12 protein-coding genes are annotated in these 17923 nt (G+C 38.8%); 2 read left to right on the top strand and 10 right to left on the bottom strand.

Going from position 1 to position 17923, the window contains the following annotated elements; translation table 11 throughout:
- The first annotated feature begins 169 nt into the window (after positions 1 to 169).
- A complete protein-coding gene (locus QNH43_RS06960) occupies positions 170 to 361 on the top strand; it encodes an alpha/beta-type small acid-soluble spore protein (RefSeq protein WP_034314196.1) in 192 nt (63 codons plus the stop codon).
- A 55-nt stretch (positions 362 to 416) separates the two neighbouring features.
- Here the strand turns inward: QNH43_RS06960 and QNH43_RS06955 are convergent, their stop codons facing one another.
- From QNH43_RS06955 to QNH43_RS06940, 4 genes are all read right to left on the bottom strand, one after another.
- The gene (locus tag QNH43_RS06955) at positions 417 to 1670 is read right to left on the bottom strand and encodes an anti-sigma factor domain-containing protein (protein ID WP_283917281.1); all 1254 of its coding nucleotides are present in this window, start codon (positions 1668 to 1670) and stop codon (positions 417 to 419) included.
- Positions 1667 to 2410 carry an RNA polymerase sigma factor SigI gene (sigI, locus tag QNH43_RS06950; protein WP_283917280.1) on the bottom strand — a complete coding sequence of 248 codons (744 nt, stop codon included), beginning with the start codon at positions 2408 to 2410 and terminating at the stop codon, positions 1667 to 1669. Before sigI ends, QNH43_RS06955 begins: the two co-directional genes overlap by 4 nt.
- 352 nt (positions 2411 to 2762) lie before the next feature.
- Positions 2763 to 3545: a TerC family protein gene (locus QNH43_RS06945; protein ID WP_283917279.1), complete on the bottom strand. Its 783-nt coding sequence runs from the start codon at positions 3543 to 3545 to the stop codon at positions 2763 to 2765.
- A 259-nt stretch (positions 3546 to 3804) separates the two neighbouring features.
- Positions 3805 to 5577 carry an aldehyde dehydrogenase family protein gene (locus tag QNH43_RS06940; protein WP_283917278.1) on the bottom strand — a complete coding sequence of 591 codons (1773 nt, stop codon included), beginning with the start codon at positions 5575 to 5577 and terminating at the stop codon, positions 3805 to 3807.
- 469 nt (positions 5578 to 6046) lie between these two features.
- On the opposite strand from QNH43_RS06940, the gene QNH43_RS06935 reads away from it, so the two are divergent.
- The gene (locus tag QNH43_RS06935; RefSeq protein WP_283917277.1) at positions 6047 to 7240 is read left to right on the top strand and encodes an FtsW/RodA/SpoVE family cell cycle protein; all 1194 of its coding nucleotides are present in this window, start codon (positions 6047 to 6049) and stop codon (positions 7238 to 7240) included.
- A gap of 102 nt (positions 7241 to 7342) precedes the next feature.
- Here the strand turns inward: QNH43_RS06935 and nhaC are convergent, their stop codons facing one another.
- The 6 genes from nhaC to QNH43_RS06905 all read right to left on the bottom strand — a co-directional run bounded on the left by nhaC (position 7343) and on the right by QNH43_RS06905 (position 17390).
- Positions 7343 to 8722, bottom strand: a complete 1380-nt coding sequence (gene nhaC, locus QNH43_RS06930; RefSeq protein WP_283917276.1) for a Na+/H+ antiporter NhaC — start codon at positions 8720 to 8722, stop codon at positions 7343 to 7345.
- 727 nt (positions 8723 to 9449) lie between these two features.
- Positions 9450 to 10397 (bottom strand): AEC family transporter, encoded by a 948-nt coding sequence (locus QNH43_RS06925; protein ID WP_076366901.1) that lies wholly within the window; start codon positions 10395 to 10397, stop codon positions 9450 to 9452.
- Between the two features lie 121 nt (positions 10398 to 10518).
- Complete coding sequence (locus QNH43_RS06920; protein WP_283917275.1) at positions 10519 to 12213, bottom strand: NAD-dependent malic enzyme; 1695 nt, start codon at positions 12211 to 12213, stop codon at positions 10519 to 10521.
- 294 nt (positions 12214 to 12507) lie between these two features.
- Complete coding sequence (locus QNH43_RS06915; RefSeq protein ID WP_283917274.1) at positions 12508 to 13215, bottom strand: response regulator; 708 nt, start codon at positions 13213 to 13215, stop codon at positions 12508 to 12510.
- Position 13216: 1 nt separating this feature from the next.
- Positions 13217 to 14812 carry a DcuS/MalK family sensor histidine kinase gene (gene dcuS, locus QNH43_RS06910; RefSeq protein ID WP_283917273.1) on the bottom strand — a complete coding sequence of 532 codons (1596 nt, stop codon included), beginning with the start codon at positions 14810 to 14812 and terminating at the stop codon, positions 13217 to 13219.
- A 1003-nt stretch (positions 14813 to 15815) separates the two neighbouring features.
- Positions 15816 to 17390: a peptide chain release factor 3 gene (locus QNH43_RS06905; RefSeq protein ID WP_076366909.1), complete on the bottom strand. Its 1575-nt coding sequence runs from the start codon at positions 17388 to 17390 to the stop codon at positions 15816 to 15818.
- Between the last annotated feature and the right edge of the window lie 533 nt (positions 17391 to 17923).

Below are 17923 nucleotides of genomic sequence, written 5' to 3'. Positions count from 1 at the left end.
TACCCTTTTTTCATTCTTTTTTCCATTCTCTTTTAAAACTGACTTACTTACAACAAAAAGGCAGGTTTACCAATAACTTTGATGCCGCTCATATAAGTAAAACTCCACATTCTACTTATACTATCATTACAGCGGCAAAAGCCGTTGAAAAAGTAAAGGGGAGATTCAAATGGCTAACAGCAGTAACAATCTTCTTGTTCCTGGAATCGAACAAGCATTAGAACAAATCAAATATGAAATTGCATCCGAATTCGGTGTACAATTAGGTTCCGATACTTCAGCACGTGCCAATGGTTCAGTTGGCGGAGAAATCACGAAACGTCTTGTACAACAAGCACAATCTCAACTTAAAGGTCAATAATCTTTTTACAATTAAATATCCATGGCTAAGAGTCCAGCTGCATGCTGGACTCTTTTTAATCATTATGTCCATTTCCTTTTCCACTATTGCCTTTACCCCATTTCGACTTATCCCAATCTTTCCTATTTTGCTTATCTTGTTTATTTTGCTTATTCTGTTTAACTTGCTTCACTTGTTTAGCTTGCTTATTCTGTCTAGCTTGTTTATTTTTTTTTTCGTGCTTTATAGAATCATCATTTTTATTTTCATTGGCTGATGAAACTTTTTTCACATTGAACTCTTTCTGTTCATTTTTCTGCATGTTCTTTGATTGGTTGGTATGATAGCTATCCGATTTCCCTTTTGACTCGTTGTGTTTATCCTTATATCCATTTATCGCATTCCGTTTTCCAATTGTATCTTCCCGTTCAGTTTGTTCCTTAATTTTGGTAACTTCAATTCCCGGGCTTTTCCGTTCAGTCGTTTTTGCTTCATTGTCCGCCTTTTGCTTTATTTCAATTTCATCATTCTCTTTTTTCTTTTCCCCATCCGGATTATCCGTTCTCAGCGTTACGCCCTTCTCTTTCGGAATAATAACCTTTTCCTCGACCTTTTTATCTGGCGCTGGAGCAGGCTCCCTTTTATTGACTTTTACCTTTCCTTTATCTTCATTCAACTTCTTATCAAGATACCTACCCGTGGATATGCCTTGTTTCCTTGCTTGCTTCCGATCGCTTTTTGTTGCCTGGAGCACTTTCATTCTTGTATCAGAAACATTATCCTGCTCTGATATTTCTTTTATCTCTTCTTTTAAATTCTTATCCAGTTCTTTATTTTTTTCCAATAACGTTGTGGAAACGACTATTTGTTTATTTCCTTTCAAATAACCAAGTTGCTTCGTCGTTTCAACGATTCGGTTTGTAACAGTCCTTATATTCTTGCCTTTCCAGTCCTTCAGATGATCAATCACAAGCTTGCCGTCTTCATTTAAACCGGTAAGTTTGAGAACTTCTAAATCATCGTCAAGCTCCAATTCAATGCTTGGATTCACATCTATCGTCATATATGCCGACACGGGACCAGAGAAATAAGAAGGAAGAATCGAAAAGAGTATCAAGAAAGTGGAGGCAATGCTTAGCACGGCCGTTTTTTTGAAAGATGAATGAAAATTGGAAAAAGCTAAAGTGAACTTTTGTTCAGCAGGTGAAAAAGTGATTTCCTCACCCACTTCATATACCCGTTCCTGCCTTTTGGTTTTCAGAAATTCACCCTCGGGGGTCAATAGGGTTACATATCGCTTATTAACTGAAAGAATAACTCCTTTTTTCATCCATCGATAGCCCCTTTTATATAATCATTCAAATACAAAAAATCTCCGTTTATTATGATTGCCACAGCAATGATGTATTTTCTGTTCCGTTCAATCGTTTTTCTGCTTACTTCCACTTTTCCCTCAAGCTGTTTTACGGGCAGCCGCTTTTTTGCAAACAGGGTTTCTTTCAGTTCGTCATCTTCCATTAACAATTTAGCGATCATGATAGCTCCCTTCCTGGCATCTGCATGTTTGGGAGAGTTTTCAACTAAATCCTCAAATGACAGACCAAAATCCTGTAGATGGCTTATATAAAGTTGAATTTCTTCTTTTCTTCTTTCCGATTCCTTTTGCTTCTCGTATTCATTGATGGAATTTTCATTATCGATATATATATGGTTTTGATCATTAACATCATTCAGTGATAAATCCAATAGTACTTCTTTTTGTTTGGACTGGCTTCTTAAATAATCTATAACCCTTCGTTTAACGAGAGTTTCGGCAAATGCCAATAAAGAACGGCCTTTTTCCGGGGAATATTTATCGATTGCCTCGTTAAAAGCAATCATACCAATACTGAATTCATCATCCGATTCGTATATGTAACGTTTGCAAACCGATGAGACGGTTTTCGCAATAAAAGGTTTGAATGACTCTATAGTATCATTACGAAGGCTAATATCGCCTTGTTGAATTTTCAATACGGTTTCTTCTAAAGAACGCTTTTTTTTGAATGCTGTAAACAACAATCCAAGCATTTGCTCACCTCGCTCCTGTTGAACATAAAATACGCATCAACATACTTATCTTAAGCGGAGGGAGTCTAAAAGACAGTACCAAAAGAACTATTTTTGCGATTTAAATGAAATCACATAATATATCAACATGATAAAATACTTAGTTTTTTCTCGTTTATTACAGTGCAATTACAGTAAAATAACTTTTTCCGGATTTTCGTCCAATTCAATGGGACAATTGTCATTTTTATAACCGGAATTTAATATTCACATCTTTTAACATATCATACGTAAACATCCCTGCGCTTTTGAGGGTCATCCCCATAAATACATTAAAAAGCAAAAAAAAGGCGCGACCAGCACGCCTTTTTTTTTAAGCTTCCTGTATTTTTTTCTCTTCTTTTTCTTTTTTTTCTTTCTTGCTTGAAAGGATCCATGCACCTGCCGCAATTCCAATCAAAACGGTCCAGAAAATCGATTTCCAAAGAGTTGATTCAGGGAAATGATGATCGATGACAGCCAATGAAGGGTGTGCGAGTGTGTGTACCGCCAATTTCACTCCAACCCATCCCACAATCAAAAATGCTGCCATTTCAAGTGAAGGACGCTGATGAAGCAACTTCACGAATCCATTTGCTGCAAATCGCATAATGACCAATCCAATCAAACCTCCGAGGAACATGACAGCGAATTGCCCTCCGTCAATACCGCCGACTTTCATCCAGCCTGTTGCAGGAAGTGTAACAGCCAGTGCGACGGCAGCCAACATGGAATCGATTGCGAAGGCTATATCAGCCGCTTCAACCTTTACCACGGTCATCCAGAAGCCAGATTGCTTTTTGGGTTTCGTGATTTCCTTCTCACTTTTACCAGCGTATTTTTTGTAAATGTTCTGAAAAGCAATGAAAAGTAAATAAATCGCACCGATTGCTTGAACTTGCCACACGTCGACAAGAAAGGAAATAAGGAATAAACTTGCAAAGCGGAAAACAAAAGCTCCCATCAGACCATAAAACAAGGCTTTTCGCTGTTGTTCTTTTGGCAAATGCTTAACCATGACAGCCATGACAACTGCATTATCCGCAGCAAGTATCCCTTCCAATCCAACCAAGATGAGAAGGACCCAGCCATATTCCAATAATATTGATGCTTCCATCCATTCAACCTCCAATAGTTAGTATTTCCTTCCTATTGGCATTGGCAAAATAAAAAGACCTCTGCCATATAGGCAAAGGTCTTGCTGAACATGAAATCATGTCAACAAAGCCGATGAATGTTTAACATCCACGTAATGACGACTTTGTTTTAGGGCGAACCCTAACGCTACTCCCCTTTGAAAAGGAAAATCAGTTATTAAGTATATTAATAGTATACGCGCGAGTTATGAAAATAACAATCTTTTTTATAAATGGATCTCATTTTCGATTTCCTTTGGATAATTTAATCAATCGCAAATATTCTTTGCCGAAACGAATCCAGTTCGGTTTGGCAGAAAAGTAGTTCTGAAACAACGATAAAAAACTCGTGTATTTCCCCTCATATGGATACCATTGTATTTCTGTATTGTTTTTACCATTATCGATCATGATCGCTTTTTCATGGCAGAAAATCTTCAATCCATGTTCGCCATGATAGCGGCCAACCCCACTTTGTTTGGCACCGCCAAATGGTAAATGATGATTAGCAACCGTTATTAGCACATCATTGATCGTCACCGCACCGGTTACTAACCGTGACGCAATCCTGCTTGCTTTTTCCCTATCCATGGTCCAAACGCTGGAATTGAGTCCATATTCACTTTCATTTGCCAGGGCGATCACTTCTTCCTCCGTATCGAAAGGTATAACAGGCAAAACGGGTCCGAACGTTTCTTCTTTCATGATTTTCATGGAATGATCGACATTGGACAGAATTGTCGGCGGAATGAAATGGGTCTGTCCCATTTTCCACTCTTTCGGAGGTGTTCCGGCCTCAAGTACGGCCCCCTTATCCAGTGCATCCTCCAGGTGTCCAGCCACAATATCAACTTGTGCCGGGAAAGTCATTGAACCGATATCATCGTTCGATTGCACTCCCTGCCTCATGGACTTCGTTTTTTCTTTAAGAAGCATCAGGAACTCCTTATAAACAGGACGTTCCACATAAACCCTTTCAACACTCATGCACACCTGACCACTATTTGTGAAAGCCCCCCATAGAGCCCCATTCACAGCCCGCTCCAAGTTAGCATCACGCAGGACGATCATCGGATCCTTACCGCCAAGCTCCAGAGTCGTTGGGATCAGGTGTCTTGCTGCGACCTCGCCAATCACTTTTCCAGTCCTTACAGATCCAGTAAAAAATATATAATCTGGTTTTTGCTCAGTTAATGCCGCACCCAATTCTTTCCCTCCATGGGCAAACTGTATAGTCCCCTCTGGGAAACCAGCTTCAATAAACAGATTTTCGATGCACACCCCAACTAAAGGAGTTACCTCAGATGGCTTGGCGATGACTGTATTTCCCGCTGCTAAAGCATTAAGAATCGGAACCATGGAAAGCTGCAGCGGATAATTCCATGGTGAAATGACGAGAATCGTTCCTCGGGGCATATAATGGATATAAGATTTTTTACCAATTAACATGAGTGGAGTGGTGACCTTCCGTCCGGAAAGAGCCTTCACTGCATGTTTCTCGATATGCTTGATTGCATCAATCGTTGGCATGATGTCAGCAACCAGCGCTTCAATTTTCACTTTTCCCGTATCTTTTGAAACGACTTCAGCTATTTCATCCATTTTTTCAACCATCAATAAACGAAGCCGTTTTAAATAGTGCAGCCGTTCCTTGATGGGAAGATTCGACCATGATTGGAACGCATGTCTTGATTTCTTATATATATGAGGAATCGACTTCAATGGCGTTGGGACGATTTCCGCAATCTTCTCACCTGTTGCCGGAGAAAACACTTCCAACTTGTCATGTATTTCTTCCATAACTACTCCCCTTCCTTGAAATGCAGCAAAACTTCTCGGCTGCAGTGCTGTCAAAACGCCCTTTCCAAGTGACATTATAGGAGCGACTCTATTCCACTTCTTAATATGCCAGGACGGATTGATAAGAGCGCCTGACCGCTTTTCTTGAACACTCTTATATAATGACAGAGACGCAGCAGCCTGTATAATATAATCGATTGAAATCAAGTTCACAACCGTTACCCTCTCTCCATAAAATTCCTGTCCGATTCCCTGCAACATAATTGGAGCTAAAATAAGTATACCTCTTAAGATGAGTCATTTTATTTAAAAATTCGATTACAGTATCCGCGACATCACATCACGTGTTACAACTCATTTGGTGAAACACATGAACTACAGCCCATTCAACGATAACCTTGAATAGTAATCTCTATAGCACTGCATAAATGGAATATATAGTAAAAAATTTTCGATTTTAAAAGGAGTATTCACGTTTGCTATCGAAGGTAATGTATAGGCATCCAAACTATAAGCAAAAAGGAAATCCGGGAGACTAGTTTATCGGTTTTAGTGTTTAATATTTGGTAATAGAGGATAAATTCATATTATCGAATAAAAATTATTTTCTATATAACCGATTTTCCGTTACTATATAAGAAGGCGATTTTTTCGCGCATACATATTTGAGGTGAGCGCACAAGTGAAAAGAATAATTAAAGCATACGACTTCCCTATTTTCATCGCTGTCGTATTACTCTGTTTGTTTGGTTTAGTCATGATTTACAGTTCGAGCATGATTACTGCTGTTGCTCGATACGACAAGCCCATGGATTTCTTCTTTGAGAAACAAAAAACGGCCTTTCTCATTTCATTCCTGGCAATGATCGTCACGATGATTCTTCCTTATAAGATGTACAAAAACAAAATGTTTCTGATGTCCATGATGTTTGGAATGGCCGGTATTCTTTTGTTGCTATTTATCTTCGGCCATACAGCAGGAAATGCCACAAGCTGGTTCAAGTTAGGGACAGCATCGATTCAACCCGCCGAATTTTCCAAATTGGCGATGATCATTTATCTGGCAGCCATTTACGGAAAAAGGCAGGATCGTATCAATAGTATTGATAAAGCCGTCATTCCCCCTATTTTCTTTCTGGTATTCATCTGTTTTTTAATCGGAATACAGCCTGACTATGGAACGGCAGCAGTCATTTTCCTGATTTCAAGTACCATGATCATTTCATCCGGGATGTCTTTTAAGAGTATATTCAAACTCTCTTTGATTACTGCGATATTCGTTGCGATATTCGCATTAGGTGTACTCGTGACAGGTAATTTCTCATCCGTCCTCTCTGAAAATAAGGTGTCTCGTTTTACCGGGTTTGCAGACCCTTTCGGAAAGGCAGGAGAAAGCGGGTATCAACTCGTGAATTCCTTATTCGCAATAGGATCCGGCGGCCTTACTGGAGTGGGACTTGGTGACAGTGTACAAAAATACGGGTACCTGCCTGAATCACATACTGATTTCATCATGGCCGTCATTGCAGAAGAGCTCGGGATATTCGGAGTGGGATTCGTTCTATTGACACTAGGTTTTATCGTCCTGAGGGGATTTGTACTTTCAGCAAAATGCAAAGATCCATTTGGAAGTCTTTTATTGATCGGCATCTCATCCATGATCGGCATTCAAGTAGGAATTAACGTCGGCGGAGTGACTGGTCTTATCCCAATTACAGGAATCACCCTTCCATTCATCAGTTATGGAGGATCTTCCTTACTGCTGCTCATGCTATCAATGGGCATATTCCAAAATGTCGTCATGCGAATGAATTTACTTGAACAGAAAGAAAAGGTCGTGTCCATCCCAAAAGATGAGATTGCGTCTTCAAAATAAACATAAAATCCTATACCCCCTGACATTTCTGTTCATGTCAGGGGGTTTTCCCTATTGAAATTCATATAAAAAACAGGCAGTCGAAACCGACCGCCTGTTTTTTCATTTATAATGGATACCGATTTTCGTAAAGCCAGAAATCAGACTGAGTAAAGGACAAAGTAAACAGAAGAATGCAAATGGGGCATATTCAAGGGTTGAAACACCCAATACCTGTGTCAGGAAAACACCGCAGACACCCCAAGGAACCAGAGGATTCACAACTGTTCCCGCATCTTCTAGTACCCTCGCAAGCGTTTTTGGCTGCAAGCCTAAATCTTCATATTTCTGCTGAAAGGCTTTCCCAGGCAATATAACTGACAAATACTGTTCACCCACCAGGAAATTTACACTGATTCCCGCAAATACAGTAGCGGAAATCACTTTCGCTACACTCGTCAATGAATCCTGGACCGCTTTTAAAATAGAAGGGATGACTCCCAATTCGAACAATAGTCCGCCCATGGCCAATGCCAACAACACCATCGAAACGGAGAACATCATACTTTCAATGCCGCCCCGCGATAGGATTGAGTCAAGTTGATCCATTCCACTCTTCAGTACAAAACCTCCATATAAGATATCCGCTAGTTTTGCAACGGTCAAATTTGGCGTTTGTATGAAAGCAATCACAGCCGCCGAAATGATTCCTGCTGACAATGTCGGAATCGCCGACACCTTTTTCAAAGCCATGACTAGAACGATGACAAACGGAATCATACTCCATATGCTTATATTCGTTTCCATTTCCAGGGCTTTGGTCATGGCTTCGATTTCCTCAACACGAGCAACTTTGACATTCGGTGAAAGGAAGTAAAAGCTGATAAGCGATATTAAAAAACCTGGAATCGTAGTCCAAAGCATATTATTAATATGTTCAAATAATGGTGCTCCAACCGTTCCCGATGCAAGATTGGTCGAGTCGGATAATGGAGACATTTTATCCCCAAGAAATGCACCGGAAATGATTGCACCGGCTGTAATCGCCAACGATAAATCCATCGCCGCCGCCATACCTATTAAAGCAACGCCGATTGTGGCTGATGTTGTAAGTGAACTCCCGATACAAAGCCCAATTAGCGAACACACCAGAAATGTGATCGCATAGAAATATTCACCAGAAATCCAGTCAAACCCATAGTACATGATGGTAGGGATCGTCCCGCTTGCCATCCAGATGGAAATCAGCATTCCAATGAAAAAGAATATATAAATGGCTCCCATACCAGTAACTGCACCTTTGACGATAGCCGCCTCCATAATTGAAAATGGCAGCTTCTTGATCTTTCCATAAACAAATAGAAATAGGATTGCCGCTATTATTGGAATATGGGGGGCAAGTCCATAATGTATGATACCAGTTGCAATAATTAAGAATAGAACGGCCAAAACCCCAATTGCTTCAGGTAAGGAAAGTTTTAGCTTTGCATCTTCAAGACGCATGATGTATTTCCCCGCTTTCATGTTGTATATTCTCTGAGGTAAGGATCGGACCTTTTCACTCCTCATAAATACTGAAACGCTTTTAAGCACTAAAGTACTAGATAAATATAAAGGAGTTTCAGGATATTGTCAAAGGAATAATAATCTATTTTAGTAGAATTCGATTCTTCATTCCTTTTTATCACAAAACAAAAACCCATACTTCGCCTCGTATAGGTTCAGCCTAATATACCCTAAGATATAAGTCCTCTTCTTAGCTTAGCCCCCAAATAAGGCCCTATCTTAATCCAATACCGATGTCCCTACAATTCTTTCAGTTATGCCGCAGGCCCACCTAAATGAACTGCAAACCGTTCCTGATCATCTTTTAAACTTACCAATTAAAAAAATTATTATTGTGTACAAACCACGTTTTGTAAGTAAAAAAATGATTCCTGTACACCAAAGACTTATATTTTAGATTTCATCAACTGCTGCATTCGAATATGTAATTACACAAATCCTTTTAGTACAATCTTATTTTGATTAATGGTATTTTTTTACAATCTGTACTTTTGCGACACATTTTCCTGGGCTTACACCTTTAATCAAACGCCATCCCCTTAAATAAAAATAGCCAACATCTCCTCTTTTCAAAAAAAGGTTAATGTTATACAATAAGTTTGTTAAGTATTTCACAAACTTCCGTTGAAAAGTATCCACCCAAGAAGGGTGGATACTTAGATGGCTACATTAACAAGGATATATAAATAGGTAATGTAATTAAAGATAGAATGGTACTAATTACAAATGAAGATGCTGTTTCAGTTGATAACGAATCAAATCTAGTTGAAATCATTGCCGCTACAGCAGATCCCGGAAATGAGACTAGCAAAATAGCTTTAATTGTATCTGCATGATCAAGGCCAATTAGATGAGCAACCAGAATCATATATAATGGAATAGCCACAACTTTTAAAATGGAAATACCAAAAGCAATTGGTCGTAAGCTAATCTTCCGGATACCCACGGTTACACCAACAGCAAATAATGCAACCCCAGATGTCACTGACCCAATTTGATCGAGCGCATTTTTTATGATATCCGGTGCCTGGAACCCTGAAAGTGTTAATACAACAGCAAGTAAGGGAATACATGCAAGCGGTTCGCTAAGACCATGCAAAACGATACCCAGAATGTTTGTTTTTTCATCTTTTGATTTACCCAATCTGGATTGTCCGACCGTACCAACTATTGTTGCTAATGGATCCAGAAGGGCATTCACCACAATACCGGTAATCGCAATAGGTATAGCTATCTCTTGCGCCCCGAACAAACTGCCTAATACAGATATCCCCATAAAAGCAAAGGCTGGCTGTGTTGCGTTTAATGAAAACATAGATGCTGCAGTTAAATCGTATTTAAACACCAAACGAGCCACTATTAAAAGGATAATGTAAAAGCCAATAACACCTATGGTCATAGTTAAGAAAAATGACCATTGATTAATTAAGGTTTGTTTTGAGGTTGTTGTGATCCCAATGAATAAGTGTGCAGGTAAAGCAAATTTTGTAACTAACGTATTAAGCCCTTTAGATGATTCTGCATTAAAAACTTTAAAATAGCCACCCAAATAACCAATAATAATTGTAAAAAAGATTGGTATTAATGTTAAAAATATATTCCCAATATTCACTCGTGATGCACTTCTCTTTCCAAAAAATTGTCCTATTTAAAAGGTTCTACTTTGACTGACTTATACGGAGAGTCCCCTAAAACGGATCCCCTTTCTTTTGAGACAACAAAGTAATCTGGATTTATTTCCCATGAATAGTTTTGTACTCTGGCTTCCACATGGATTCTGCAATTGCTTTTTCAATATCTGTTATAACCGCTTTCGCAACCCCTTCTTCAATGGCTGTCTTTGCCACTTCAATGGCTACAGATTTAGAAACCTCTTGCAATTGTTTGATTGAAGGGAGTAAAGAAGCACCATGCTTACTGCTATCCGATAAACTTGAAACAGCAGATGAGGCTGCTGCAAGCATGCCCTTAGAGATTTTTGTTGCTTCTGCGACAATCGCACCAAGTCCAAGTCCTGGGAAAATATATGCATTATTAGATTGTCCGATTGTATAAATCACACCATTATAGTCAACATCATCAAACGGGCTTCCTGTCGCTATTAAGGCTTTACCTTGAGTCCACTTTATAAGGTCTTCAGGAACAGCTTCCGCTAAGGGAGTCGGATTTGACATCGGCATAATAATTGGATGTTCCACGTGCTTTGCCATTTCTTTTACAACTTCTTCTGAGAAAGCCCCTGTTTGACCAGAAGTGCCGATTAAGATGGTTGGTTTAACCCTTTTTATTACCTCTAATAATGGGATAATTCCGACTTCATTCCGAGCCCATTCCTCGACTTCTTCAGCTTTCCGGCAATACGGCTTTTGGAATTTCAAAACATCCGGAATGTCCTCTATCAACAATCCACGATAATCGACGGCCCAAAAGTTCCCATATGCCTCTTCTCTGGAAATGCCATCAAGGATCATGGCTTCAACCATTTGATCAGCATTACCGATTCCTGCTGCACCTGGACCAAAAACAACAACTCTTTGTTCCTTTAAAGGAACACCAGTTACTTGTAATGCAGACTTTACGGCGGCTAGTGTTACCGCACCCGTACCTTGTATATCATCATTAAAAGTGAGAATCTTTTCGCCATAATTATCGATTATATTTCGAGCATTTATATTTCCAAAGTCTTCCCAGTGAAGTAATGCCCTTGGGAAGAAGGCTTGAGAATTTTTAACAAATAAATCAATGAATTCGGTGTATTCATCACCGCGAACACGCCCAAACCTGTTACCAATATACAGTGGATCACTAATCAGGCTTTCATTGTCAGTCCCAACATCCAGGACAATAGGCAGCACCCTGCTTGGATCAATTCCCGCAGCTGCAGTGTAGACTGCCAATTTGCCAATGGCTATGTTAATTCCACCAACTCCCTGATCTCCGATTCCAAGAATACTTTCAGAATCTGTAACAACTATTAAATCGATATCATCAGATGAAAGGTCCAGGTTTTTAAATGCATCTTCCATTCCCTCCATATTATCAATTGATAGGTATAGGCCTCCTGGACGGTGATATTCTTGGGAGTACTGTTGAATGGCCTCTCCTACAGTAGGTGTGTAAATGATCGGCAGTATTTCACTTAGATGGTCTTTAAGCAGGCGGTAAAACAGTACCACATTCCTATTAAATAAATCATATAACATTCCATTCTTCCGAATATTGCTAGGTTGAGTGGAGAATTGTTCATAAGCTCTTTTTACTTGTTCCTCAAGAGTAAGCACCTGGGATGGTAGCAATCCTACCAATCCTAGTTCATTTCTTTCTTCCTTAGTGAAAGCAACCCCTTTATTAATAAAAGGGTTTGACAGGATACCTTTTCCTCTTAAAGTTGTTTCCAAGCCCTTTTTTGTCTTTTCATAAGCTGTCATAGACGTTCCCTCTTCCTAAAAATGTATATTTAAAAATGATCATTACCAGACAATAGAGTATATTCTTCCCTGGGGAAGTGTATTTACTAAAAGAAAACTGTAAAAAGGAAAATAAATATACAGCAAATAAAAACTTAAATATTTCCTCATACTGCTTATCTGTTCAATCTTGTGAAAAATTTATAAATAACTCAATCGCCAGTCTATATCTTAGTAGTCATTTACGGGGGACACTAGCTTATTTAACTAATTTTAGTATTATGTAATTAAAAAAAGTAAGCAGCCATTGGCTACTTACAGATAACGTTGAATAATATGGCCCTTGTCATCATTAAATTTGTGTTGGGAGACTGGTCGGCCTACCGTTCCATAGATTACCTTAACATCAAGGACACCGATATCCTTCATGAATTTTAAATATTTCCTTACTGATACCCTGGATATACCCGCCACATTTACGACTTCCTCTGTTGAAAAGGGAGCATTTTTAAATACCAGTATCACATTCCATATAATCTTTAAGGTATCTTGAGACAATCCTTTCGGTAATTCCTCTGGTAAATGAATTTCTTCTTGATGCAATATTCGATAATCTAATTCTTCTTGATTTAGCATATTTTTATCTTGAATAAAATCTGATTTGTTCCGATATGCTGATAAGGCCGCGTTAAAACGTTCAAATTCAAACGGCTTAATTAAATAATCAACAGCACCTAGTCTTAATGCTTTCTGAATCCTCTCAATGTCTGACGCCGCAGAAATGACAATAACATCTATCTCTTTTTCACTTTCTCGAATTTGTGAGAGTAAATCGAGTCCATTTTTCCCAGGCATGAAAATGTCTAATAGAACTAACCCTATTCTTTGATTTTCCAATACATTCAGAGCTTGATCCACCGAGGAACAGACAGCAGCTAATTCGTAGCCATCGACTTGATTCAAATAGCGCTTATTGAACTCTGCAACCATCGGGTCATCTTCTACGATCATTACCTTAATCATCCTACATCATCCTTGCTTTGTATGGTATATAAACCACAAACGTTGTTTCTTGACCTTCTTTTGAACTAATATTGAGATCTCCACCTAGCTTATCCAGGCTTGCCTTAACCAAATATAAACCAATCCCCCTGTCCTCTCCTTTTGTTGTAAATCCTTTTAGAAGGATATGATGAAGATTGGCATCAGATATTCCCTGTCCAGTATCATGAACTTCAATAGTTAAAATATCATCTGCATAATCAAACTTTAATTCAATTCGTTTAACGGGACTTTTTTCCACTGCTTCTATAGCATTGTCAATCAAATTTCCTATTATCGTAATTAGCTCATGAGTAATAGATGCATTTTCTGGTTCTGGCAATTGAAAGTCAGAGGATAATGCCAGCTTAGCACCTGCTTCCCTTGCATAACTTAGTTTTCCAATTAAAAAACCGGCTAGTACTGGATCTTTAACGGTTTTGGTAATAAATCCAATCTCGTTTTCTCTGTGGTCAACAAGATCACTAATATATGCTGCAAGCTGATCATAATAATGCATATGCACCATACCAAGTATTACATGGAGTTTGTTCATGAATTCGTGCGACTGGGCCCTTAACGATTCAGCATATAAACGGACTCCAGTCAGCTGTTCCGCCAGCAGATGTATTTCTGTTTTATCACGAAATGTTGCCACGGCACCTACGATTTCATCCTTCACAAATACTGGTACCCTATTCACTAGCAAGACACTATCTTTTAAATCCTGCTCTTTATCTAATTCGACCTCGCCGGTCTCCAGGATTCTATCCAGGTTTGAGTCAGGCATGTAACTAGTTAGCTTTTTACCCGTTGGATTTTCATTAATACCCGCTTTTTTAAATATCTTTAAAGCTGCTTTGTTTACGAGAGTAATGGTTGAACTCTGATCTACCGCAATAATTCCCTCCCGAACTGATTGTAAAATGGCACTTCGCTCTTTTAAAACCTTCGCAATAGCAAAAGGTTCCAGCCCAAATAATATTTTCTTAATATACCTTGCCAAAAGTATTGCGCCCGCAATTCCGGTTAATATTCCAAAAACGGTTCCTACATAAATATTAAAACGGCTTTTTAAAACAGCATCATTAACTCTTTGAAGAGAAATACCGACCACCACGGCGCCAATTTGATTATCCTCTGAATCATAAACAGGGGTGAAAGAACGCAAAGACCTGCCTAAAGTTCCTTTGGAAATCGATATGTGCTCTCTACCTCGTAATACATCTTTCTCATCCCCTCCAACAAATTTTTTTCCTATTTTACTTGGATCGGGGTGAGTTTTCCGGATTCCATTATTATCGATTATTACTACAAATTCTACATCTGTCGATTTTTTTATCTTATTGGTAAATTGCTGAACTTCCTGATTGTTCTCACTTCCACTTAACGCTTCGATTACAAGCGGTGTTTGTGCTGCCATGCGTGCTACGTTTACTGCCTTTTCAGTCTGGCTCTTCTCTATTGTATCCGCAACCGTTTGGCTAATAAGAATATCTGTAATAAATAATGATAGGGCTACTACCCCACACACCAGTATCATAATAGTAAACTGTAGACTCCATTTCCCTTTTTTCACTGCTACACACCTCTTTGGTCTAAAACCTCTATTTACTTTAAGGAAGATACTTTTTATGTTAAGTATGTTCATTTTGCTTACACTCACACAATCATTCGGTACTTTATCAAGTTCCAAAAAGGTGGCCAAGTGATTTAAATCAATTGTGATAAGATATAACCTAACCATTTGCCAATGGTATCCTTAAAAATACGGATTCATCTGCAATATTTTTCAATGATAAAACCGAAGTTATTTTTGCTATACTCCTCCTGCACCAGGGTTAAAGCCATCACTTTTCTATTAGTATTATGCAGTTCATTAAGAAGTTTCGCGGAATATCCCAGCAATTCTTACCATGCTAAAAGTTACTACGATTTTCTTATTTAACCTTTCCAATTAGTTACTATTTAATTTTCAAAAATACAGCTGTCTAACATCTTCTATCTCCCTGTTTCCGTTTATCTAAAGTCGACATGTTTAAAACAGGGGATAATGATTAAAATACCCGCATTCTCAACAGATTTCAAATCAACAATGTATTTAGACAGTACTCAAGGTTTAGACTTAGTCATCAATTGTGTAAAATGGCCTAGACATAGAAAAGATCATTTAATTACTAGATTTATGTTAATGATTTTGAAAAAAGATTAGTAATTGTAGACATTAGTGCGGATGTAAAAGGGGCAATTGAAACCTATAAATCGAAAATGCATGCAAATCCTACTTAGTGTATTTATAACATCAGTCTTTATTGTTTACATTACTTTTATCTGGAATCTGTTTTTTGGGGATTCCACAAAAAAAGCTTGCAGATTTAGACCTTAAAAGGGACCTTATTCTACAAGCTGAACAACCTCCTATCCGAAGTTTTCCAGTTAAACTATTGATTAGAATGATATATGGTACCTTCACCAACCATTTCCATTCAATATAGGCTCACCTGATACCAAGAACCTTTCGATATTTAAACAATGCTCCCAGATCATGAAAAAAGCCCGTGTATATTACACGGGCTTCTCCATTACTTCAAATCCATTGGATTATATAATTCCACGTCAGGATTTTTATCTTGGAACCAACGAAGTGCAAACTCATTTTCAAATAAGAATGCATATTTATCAAACCGGTCTTTAACAAGGATGCTTCTTGAGCTATGAAGGTTTTCATCAAGCTTTTCATCTTCAGCCCAACGTGTAATCTTACTGCCCATGCGCTCCATCACGACTTCAACATTGTACTCGTTCCTCATTCGATGCTCGAATACTTCGAATTGAAGTTGACCAACCGCACCAAGCAGATATTCTTCCATCCGAACTGTTTTGAAGAGCTGAATTGCCCCTTCTTGTACAAGTTGGTTAATTCCTTTATGGAAATGTTTCTGTTTCATGACGTTTTTAGCTGTTACCCTCATGAATAGTTCCGGTGTAAACTGAGGCAGCCTTTCAAACTGGAACATGTCTTTGCTGGTTGTGATCGTATCTCCAATCTGGTAGTTACCGGTATCATATAAACCGATGATATCTCCGCTTACCGCTTCATTTACGGTGTTCCGATCATCAGCCATGAATTGGGTAGAAGAAGACAGGTTAATCGGTTTTCCTGTCCTGCTCAAGTTTACGCTCATTCCGCGCTCGAATTTACCGGAGCAGATACGAAGGAAAGCGATCCGGTCACGGTGTTTCGGGTTCATATTCGCTTGGATCTTGAAAATGAAGCCAGAAAAATCATTACTGACAGGGTCCATTTCACCAGACGTTGTCATCCGTGCTTGTGGAGCTGGTGCAAATTTCAAATAAGCATCCAAAAACGTCTGAACACCGAATGTCGTTAAAGCACTTCCGAAAAATACGGGACTAAGTTTTCCATTCGCAATGTTTTCTTCAGAGAATTGGTTACCCGCTTCCGTCAACAGCATGATTTCTTCCAAAGTTTGCTCATATAACTGGGAATCCTTAAGTTTATGATCCACTTCGAGTTCACCTTCGTCATTCAACGGAAGGAAACGCTCTTCCCCTTCAGTTTTGAACTGTTCAATCCGGTTATTGAACCTGTCGTAAATGCCCACGAAGTCTTTTCCCATTCCAATCGGCCAGTTCATTGGATATGTTTCTATGCCTAATACCTCTTCGAGTTCGGCAAGCAATTCAAGCGGCGTTTTACCTTGTCGGTCCATTTTATTGATAAAAGTGAAAATCGGGATGCCCCTCATCCGGCATACTTTGAATAATTTAACTGTCTGATCCTCGATACCCTTTGCCGAATCGATGATCATCACGGCGCTATCAACAGCCATCAGTGTACGATATGTGTCTTCACTGAAATCTTGGTGGCCTGGTGTATCGAGAATATTGACTCGGAAATCATCATAATCGAATTGCATGACTGAAGATGTAACGGAAATTCCCCGTTGCTTTTCAATCTCCATCCAGTCACTTGTTGCATACTTCCCTGTTTTTCTAGCTTTAACTGTTCCGGCATCACGGATCGCGCCGCCAAACAGCAATAATTTTTCTGTCAAAGTCGTTTTCCCGGCATCCGGGTGAGAGATGATTGCGAAGGTCCGTCGGGATTGAACCTCGTCTTTTAATGTAGTCATAAAATGTTCCTTTCATAATTGGAGTCATCAAAAAAAAATTTATAGGAGGTTTACTGTATTTTTCACATTGGTATGGCAACCTTTCTTTGTATGCAAAAATCCTGATCCTACACAATATATGTAAGAAAAAATATATCATAAGGCATAAGCCTTGGCTACTCTGCATTCATGTCAATCAACCTTTCTATTTTAACACGATATGAAGGAAAGATGTAGAGGTGAATGAAACACCATTAGAGGATTTGTTCAGATGGCAAAACAAAAGACGCTAAATTAGCGCCCCTTATCTTAATCCATATGGTTATCGTTCATTTATTCATGATTTAACATTTACCGTGCAGTTTTAATCGCTTTTTGATTCCGCTTGTTCTTCCAGCGTTTTTTTACTTCCTTGAATATGATGGGAGCAGCAAAAATGAGGGCCCTTTTTAATAATTTCTTCATTTTCCATCAGTCCTTTCTTTCTTAACCTATACCCGATTATTCTCGTAAAAAACTTATTGACAAATAGTTTTCCTAATTTCATCCATAAA

It is taken from the genome of Peribacillus simplex (assembly GCF_030123325.1).
In the GTDB taxonomy this organism is placed as follows: Bacteria; Bacillota; Bacilli; order Bacillales; family DSM-1321; genus Peribacillus; species Peribacillus simplex_D.
Note: the sequence above shows the minus strand (reverse complement) of the source record. Positions and strands in the feature narration are given on the sequence as shown.

Bases quoted from the DNA above. Each gene is read 5' to 3' on its own strand.
- QNH43_RS06960 (WP_034314196.1), top strand. From the start codon at position 170: ATGGCTAACAGCAGTAACAATCTTCTTGTTCCTGGAATCGAACAAGCA.
- QNH43_RS06955 (WP_283917281.1), bottom strand. From the start codon at position 1,670: ATGAAAAAAGGAGTTATTCTTTCAGTTAATAAGCGATATGTAACCCTA.
- sigI (WP_283917280.1), bottom strand. From the start codon at position 2,410: ATGCTTGGATTGTTGTTTACAGCATTCAAAAAAAAGCGTTCTTTAGAA.
- QNH43_RS06945 (WP_283917279.1), bottom strand. From the start codon at position 3,545: ATGGAAGCATCAATATTATTGGAATATGGCTGGGTCCTTCTCATCTTG.
- nhaC (WP_283917276.1), bottom strand. From the start codon at position 8,722: ATGCGTCTTGAAGATGCAAAGCTAAAACTTTCCTTACCTGAAGCAATT.
- QNH43_RS06920 (WP_283917275.1), bottom strand. From the start codon at position 12,213: ATGACAGCTTATGAAAAGACAAAAAAGGGCTTGGAAACAACTTTAAGA.
- QNH43_RS06915 (WP_283917274.1), bottom strand. From the start codon at position 13,215: ATGATTAAGGTAATGATCGTAGAAGATGACCCGATGGTTGCAGAGTTC.
- QNH43_RS06905 (WP_076366909.1), bottom strand. From the start codon at position 17,390: ATGACTACATTAAAAGACGAGGTTCAATCCCGACGGACCTTCGCAATC.